Below are 6,495 nucleotides of genomic sequence, written 5' to 3'. Positions count from 1 at the left end.
GACGCAGAGTGTCTGTATCAGCCTGAATCAGGGATGTCCACATGCTAATGATAAGTTACTCATGGGCTAGGCTGAAAAAGACTTGCCACAACCACACGTCTGGCTAGCATTGGGATTCGTGAATTGGAATCCGCCGCCAATCATGGCTTCACTGTAGTCCAACACCAGCCCATAAAGGTAGAGCAGGCTCTTACGATCGCACACTACTGTAAAGCCATCATAATCAAAGGTTTCATCCTCAGGCTTAATGTTCTCCAACTTCTCAAAGTCCATCGTGTAAGACATACCAGAACATCCCCCTTGGCGTACACCAACCCGTAAGCAGAGATCGCTGCCTTGCTTTTCTCGCAACGCTAACACCTGCCGCAGAGCTGAATCAGTCATTTGAATTCCACGGGCAGGGGCTGGGGATGCTGATCGAGTCACCGATTGAGTCATGGTAGAGTCCATAGTCTGTGCCATTGGTTGCAACCACTCCTGTTTCCAGAGATTTCTAGTATAGTCTTTTCACCTAAAACACTAGTATAGGTGATACTCATGACATGTCACGGTCTGCTCTTATCGTCTAACTCTACTAGTGTTATCGATTTGAGAGTATGCTTGAAAAGCGTAATGATTGTACAGCGGAGTAAGCCGATGACTCTGAAGCGAGGAGACCTAGTATCAGCAGTGCGTGAAAAGCTAGTTAATAGCTTAGAAGCAACTGCCAGTGATAAGCGTTTTCCCCCCTATCTGTTTGAAACCAAGGGTGAAGTGGTAGATTTACGCGATGACTATGCCCTAGTGAAGTTTGGCCATGTACCCACCCCTAATATCTGGTTGCGGATTGACCAACTGCAAAAGGTAGGGTAAGGGTTGATGACTACAGTAGATGCTAGGGTATCTCGATCGCCCCAAGTTACCCTTATTGGCAGCGGTAATGTGGGCAGTGCCCTGGCGCAACGCATCCTAGAGAAAAATCTAGCGGATGTTGTTCTATTGGATATTGTTGAAGGCCGTCCTCAGGGACTAGCCCTAGATTTGATGGAGGCTAGTGGTCTGGAAGGGCACGATCGCCGCATTATCGGCACTAATGACTACGCTGATACAGCAGGGTCGGATATTGTGATCATTGCTGCTGGCCTGCCCCGCAAACCTGGCATGACCCGCGATGATTTAGCTGTGACCAACGCACCGATCGTCACCCAAGCCACCCAACGGGCGATCGCCCAGTCCCCCAATGCTTTGCTGATTATCATTACCAATCCCCTGGATGTCATGGCGCATGTGGCATGGCAAGTTAGTGGCCTGCCTGCGCACCGGGTAATGGGTATGGCGGGAATACTAGACTCTGCCCGCTTCCAACGCTTCATTGCTTGGGAACTAGGCGTGTCTGTTCGCTCTGTCACCACCCTCGTTCTAGGTGGCCATGGTGACCAGATGGTGCCCTTGCCACGCTATTCCACAGTTAACGGCGTGCCAATCACAGAGTTGATGGATGCGGCGACGATCGAGCGGCTAGTTGCCCGCACCCGTGATGGCGGCGCTGAAGTTGTGCAACTGTTGAAAACTGGCGGAGCTTTTTACGCTCCAGCCTCTTCTGCCTGTCGCATGGTAGAAGCTATTCTTCATAATCAATCTAGTCTGTTGCCCATTTCTGCCTACCTACAAGGCGAGTATGGCCTTAACGACCTATTTATTGGTGTGCCCTGTCGGTTGGGAGGCTCTGGCATTGAGCAGATTGTAGAACTAGACCTAACCAAAGCTGAACTAGATGCACTACAGGCATCAGCTATTGCTACCCGCGCTAGTTTTGAACGTTTGACCTGCTCTTAGCAACGCTATCAAACCTAGGAGAAATTCGTTGCTAAACGGTGACTACTGCAACCTAATTTTGTAAACATTTTATAAATAAAATTGTGTAGACTTATGAACAAGCTGTTGTGAGTTGTCAATTTACTTTCGGGGAGTCTGTATGAAGCATTTGGCGATCGTCGAGCGCGCCTGCCTTGGTGGACATGTGGCTGCTATGGCATTTGGACTGGGTGGGTTGTTGTTCGTGTTGCCCCGGCCCGATTTCATAGTCTCATTGTCTAGCGTCGGTCAAGTGCTGTTTCGGTGGGGCATGACGGCAGGTGGTGCAACCTACATGATTCTGGGCGCGATCGCAGCAGCAGTGTATGCCTACCGTCTATTGGGGCTGAAACGTTGCCTTACATTTCTTTTGCCTGCTGTATTTCTCTCCCTGGGAAGTGAACTGCTGGGGACTAGTACGGGTTTTCCCTTTGGACACTATGGTTACCTTGATGGTCTAGGCTACAAAATCGCAGGGTTAGTCCCCTTCACCATTCCACTGTCTTGGTTCTATCTAGGATTTTCGGCCTATGTGTTGGCCCGTGTTGGGCTGGAATCTCGATTCAAAACCGTTAATGTATGGGTACGCCAAGTCGCGGCGATCGCCCTTGGAGCAGTTCTGCTCACTGCTTGGGACATTGTTTTGGACTTCGCCATGAGCCAAGATGCCATCCGCTTTTGGGAATGGAGGCAACCCGGAGCCTTTTATGGAATGCCTTACCAGAACTTTGCTGGCTGGATGGGCACGGGAGTGCTGTTTATGACCGTAGCATCCTTATTTTGGGGACGTGAACCGCTGCCAATTAAGCGATCGGACTTGCTCCTGCCCTTGGGAATTTACCTAGTCAACTTCGTCTTTGGTGCCACCATTACCCTCTCGGCAGGCATTTGGGTTCCCTGCATTCTGGCAACTGCTCTTGGCTTGCTACCTGCTATAGTGCTCTGGCGGGCAGCCCAACCAGGAGCGACGAGCGCCTCGGTGTCATCGCTATTGTTACCACAGCCTGCTCAAGTGCAATCTGTGCAGTCAGCCGTTGCCTCGAATGCTGACCTGCCCGTTCCCTCGCCGGTAAGCGATTAGCGCATGGTTAACGTGGCTAACAATTTAGTTTTGATTTGGAGCGCGCTAGCGTTAACTTCATTAACAATTCAAGTTCCAGCCGTTGCTATTCTCTTAACGCGCTTAGTTAAAGGCCCAGGACGCTATCCACCGTTGGTACCGGTTCCGTCGTCTCCAGATACGGCTGGCACTGTGTCGATCATCGTTCCTACTTTGAATGAAGCTAATCGCATCACACCCTGTCTGCAAGGGCTAGCACAGCAGGGCCATGAGGTGCGTGAAATTATTATCGTGGATAGCTACTCGCAAGATGGCACCCCTGACCTAGTGAAAGCAGCAGCTCAGTGCGATTCCCGCTTTCGTCTGATCAACGATGATCCATTACCAGCAGATTGGGTTGGTCGTCCTTGGGCGCTGCATAACGGGTTCCTCCACAGCTCTCCAGACAGTCATTGGATTTTGGGCATAGATGCTGACACACAACCGCGTCCGGGCCTAGTCGCTAGCATCATTCACACGGCTCAGCAACAACAGTACGATCTCCTATCCTTAGCCCCCCAATTTATTCTCAAGAATTTGGGTGAATTTTGGCTGCAACCTTCACTGTTAATGACGTTAGTCTATCGGTTTGGCCCCAGCGGCACCAATTCGGATCCATCACGGGTGATGGCAAACGGACAATGCTTTTTAGTGCGGCGATCGCTCTTGGAAAGCCTTGATGGCTACAGCAGTGCCCGTCGCTCGTTTTGTGATGATGTCACCCTCGCTCGCTATGCTGCTAGTCAGGGAGCAAAGGTTGGTTTTTTGGATGGACGCAACCTAATCCAGGTGAGAATGTACGAGGGGGCAATGGAAACATGGCGTGAGTGGGGCCGCTCCCTCGACTTAAAGGATGCCAGTACCCGTGCCCAAATTTGGGGTGACATCTGGTTTCTGTTGGCAGTACAGGGGTTACCGTTGCCCATGCTGGCAATCTCTACAACCCTGTTGCTACTCGGTTATGGCAATCCTGTACTGTTAGCCAATGTTGGGTTAAATAGCTTTTTGGTGCTTGTACGCACTCTGCTGTTAGTTGCGATCGCCCCCGCCTATGACTTTACCCAAGCTCGACAATCGTGGACGTTCTGGCTCTCACCCTTATCCGATCCTCTGGCTTGGCTGCGCATTACTCTTTCCTCGCTGCAAACACCTAAACGATGGCGTGGACGGCAATATCAGTAATATTATGGGCTAAACTGGTCTGGGCTAAATGGACGGATTGCAGGACATTCCGGCTAAATTCCGCAACCCCCCCGTTCTTCGATAGACTGGTAGACACGCCGTTACCACCAAACCTATTGGAATGCTTGCAGCGACATGGTTGCTCCTGAAAACCTTTGCCTTAGCTTAGCGATCGACCAATTAAAGGCATCTGGAACCAATCACTATGCCGTTTGGGTGATTAACGCCCCCTATCCAGGAGGTTATGTTCACCATGACTGCATCTGGTCTCACGAACTGAATCAACTTTGGCAGGCATGGCAAGAAATGTTTGCCCTCCGAGGCCTGCCACCTGTCCCTAGTGTAGCTGCGGCTACCTCTCCCTTGCCTCTTCCTTCATTAGAGGTAGAGCAAACTGGTGGCTCTAAAACCAGTCGCCTTATGCAACATTTAGGGATTAGCCTGTGGCAGTGGCTATTTGATGGGGCAATCCAGAGCAGCCTCAATCAAAGTGCTGGCATTGCCATGGGGCAATCCAAACCCTTGCGTCTGCGGCTAGAAATTCGCGATCCCAATTTGGTGGGCCTACCTTGGGAAATCATGCAACCCCAAGCAGGCAAGCAAGCAATCTCTCTCAGTGAGCAGTTGTTGTTTAGTCGCACGACTAGCGACGTAGACCCTTTACCCTCCCAGCTAGCTAACCAGTTCCTGCGAATTTTACTGGTACTAGGAGAAGATACTGACTCTGGCGTAAAAGCAGAGACTAGTAGACTGAAGTTAGAAAAAGAAGCTGACATCCTAGCCCAAGTCATGCGTACCTCTAGCCAAATGCTGGATGTTGATTCTGTAGTGACTGCTCGCACCCCTTGCCATGTGGATACACTCGTACAACCAACACCAGCAGAGTTGATTGCGTGCCTAGAACGGGGAGACTATAACGTTATGTTTTATGCAGGGCACGGTAAACCTGCTCCCAATGGAGGGCTGTTGTTGCTCTGTCCTGATGTGGCTATGAGTGGGACAGAATTGGCACAAGTGCTCACGCGCTGTCGCGTTACCTTGGCTGTCTTCAATGCATGTTGGAGTGCTCAACCCGATCAAGATGGTCAGCAAGCAATTCCACGCAGCAGCTTAGCTGAGGTGTTGATTCACCATGGGGTGCCTGCGGTCTTGGGAATGCGAGATTCGATCGCTGACCATGAAGCCCTAAGTTTTATTCAAAAACTCTCTCAAAAGTTAGCAGAGCGGTTGTCGATTGACCAAGCTGTTGCGATCGCCCGCCAACATCTCCTCACTCTGTATAAATTTAACCAGCCTGCTTGGACTCTCCCTGTCCTTTACATGCACCCAGAGTTCAACGGAGAATTGCTTAAGCCCTTGGAAGAAGGCAAAACTGAGTTGCCACGCAACTCTCCCACACAAGTACGACGCAAGCTGCCAACGGCATACCTACGTCTACTAGAGTCTCAGGACAAGGTATGGCCAATTCAAGGGGGCATGATGCGAGTTGGGCGCAAGCTAGAAAACGATCTCGTGATTCAAGAACAGTGGGTGTCGCAAAAGCACGCTGAAATCTTCTATCGCGATGTTCAAGCCGACAGTGAGACAAATAGTTGCTACTTCCTGCGAGACTTTTCTCGCTACGGTACCCTGATGCTGAACGGCGATGATTGGCAGAAAATTCATCATCAAGAAATACCGTTGCGTTCAGGAACCAGGTTAAAATTCGGAAGTTCTCAAGGGCAAACACTAGAGTTTCTAGTGGATGTGCCAGTTAACCCTGATGCCTGAGACGATTGCCTAAGACAATAGGACAAAATGGCTAATTACGTTACAAATCTTGCGGAACCGCTCTGGCTAGGGTTGTATGTACTTGTATCCAAAATCCCTTGATGCCTCAGGAGCCGCATGATGTCAAGCAACCCTATTCACTCTGAACATGTGTCTACCCAGCAAGTCTCTATTAAGGAGAGAGCTGATTCGCAACTGGCTAACCAGGTTGAGTCTGAATTTTGCCATACGTTGCTAGCCATCAGTACAGCAAGCCATGCGTCCCCAGAGCCGATCACTTATCCCTGGAATGCAACTAGCCCTAATGCAGACCCATACTTAGAGTTGCTAGACCAATATGCTGCCTGGGAAGGGTGGGATAGTAATGAGCTAGAGCGGCAAGCTAAAGCGTTGGCTAACCATTGCCACCAACTATGGATGACCCGATCGCTGTCGTCCTGCATTACCAATTGTTTGCCCGACGACTTGTTGAATCACATTGTGCAGCGCGTCCAGGCAACAGTTAATGCCAATCTCTCCCTAGCTGATCGCTTAATTGCCTGTGTGCAGGATGTTCTGCCCAGTTGGAACAGTGATGACCTGTACGTGATAGCACGTCCCCTTGCCTATGC

Annotated in this window: 7 protein-coding genes; 6 read left to right on the top strand and 1 reads right to left on the bottom strand. The window is 50.4% G+C overall.

The genetic code is table 11. The features are described 5' to 3' along the window. Positions 1-66: 66 nt before the first annotated feature. Positions 67-438, bottom strand: a complete 372-nt coding sequence (locus NZ772_11570; GenBank protein ID MCS6814184.1) for an iron-sulfur cluster assembly accessory protein — start codon at positions 436-438, stop codon at positions 67-69. A 198-nt stretch (positions 439-636) separates the two neighbouring features. Between NZ772_11570 and NZ772_11565 the strand changes: the two genes are divergently transcribed. The 6 genes from NZ772_11565 to NZ772_11540 all read left to right on the top strand — a co-directional run. Then, positions 637-852 carry an NAD(P)H-quinone oxidoreductase subunit O gene (locus NZ772_11565; protein MCS6814183.1) on the top strand — a complete coding sequence of 72 codons (216 nt, stop codon included), beginning with the start codon at positions 637-639 and terminating at the stop codon, positions 850-852. 6 nt (positions 853-858) lie between these two features. Further along, complete coding sequence (gene mdh / locus NZ772_11560) at positions 859-1,815, top strand: malate dehydrogenase (protein MCS6814182.1); 957 nt, start codon at positions 859-861, stop codon at positions 1,813-1,815. Between the two features lie 139 nt (positions 1,816-1,954). Beyond that, the gene (locus NZ772_11555) at positions 1,955-2,914 is read left to right on the top strand and encodes a carotenoid biosynthesis protein (protein MCS6814181.1); all 960 of its coding nucleotides are present in this window, start codon (positions 1,955-1,957) and stop codon (positions 2,912-2,914) included. Positions 2,915-2,917: 3 nt separating this feature from the next. Next, entirely contained in the window at positions 2,918-4,114 is a 1,197-nt protein-coding gene (locus NZ772_11550; GenBank protein MCS6814180.1) for a glycosyltransferase, read from the top strand. Between the two features lie 135 nt (positions 4,115-4,249). After that, on the top strand, positions 4,250-5,884 hold the full coding sequence (locus NZ772_11545) for a CHAT domain-containing protein (GenBank protein ID MCS6814179.1): 1,635 nt from the start codon (positions 4,250-4,252) through the stop codon (positions 5,882-5,884). A 117-nt stretch (positions 5,885-6,001) separates the two neighbouring features. Next, a partial coding sequence (locus NZ772_11540; GenBank protein ID MCS6814178.1) for a hypothetical protein occupies positions 6,002-6,495 on the top strand: 494 nt, incomplete at its 3' end.

Source organism: Cyanobacteriota bacterium (genome assembly GCA_025054735.1).
GTDB lineage: Bacteria > Cyanobacteriota > Cyanobacteriia > SKYG9 > SKYG9 > SKYG9.
The sequence above is the reverse complement of the archived record's forward strand: the minus strand, read 5'-3'. Positions and strand labels throughout refer to the sequence as shown.

Bases quoted from the DNA above. Each gene is read 5' to 3' on its own strand.
- NZ772_11570 (MCS6814184.1), bottom strand. From the start codon at position 438: ATGACTCAATCGGTGACTCGATCAGCATCCCCAGCCCCTGCCCGTGGA.
- NZ772_11565 (MCS6814183.1), top strand. From the start codon at position 637: ATGACTCTGAAGCGAGGAGACCTAGTATCAGCAGTGCGTGAAAAGCTA.
- mdh (MCS6814182.1), top strand. From the start codon at position 859: ATGACTACAGTAGATGCTAGGGTATCTCGATCGCCCCAAGTTACCCTT.
- NZ772_11555 (MCS6814181.1), top strand. From the start codon at position 1,955: ATGAAGCATTTGGCGATCGTCGAGCGCGCCTGCCTTGGTGGACATGTG.
- NZ772_11550 (MCS6814180.1), top strand. From the start codon at position 2,918: ATGGTTAACGTGGCTAACAATTTAGTTTTGATTTGGAGCGCGCTAGCG.
- NZ772_11545 (MCS6814179.1), top strand. From the start codon at position 4,250: ATGGTTGCTCCTGAAAACCTTTGCCTTAGCTTAGCGATCGACCAATTA.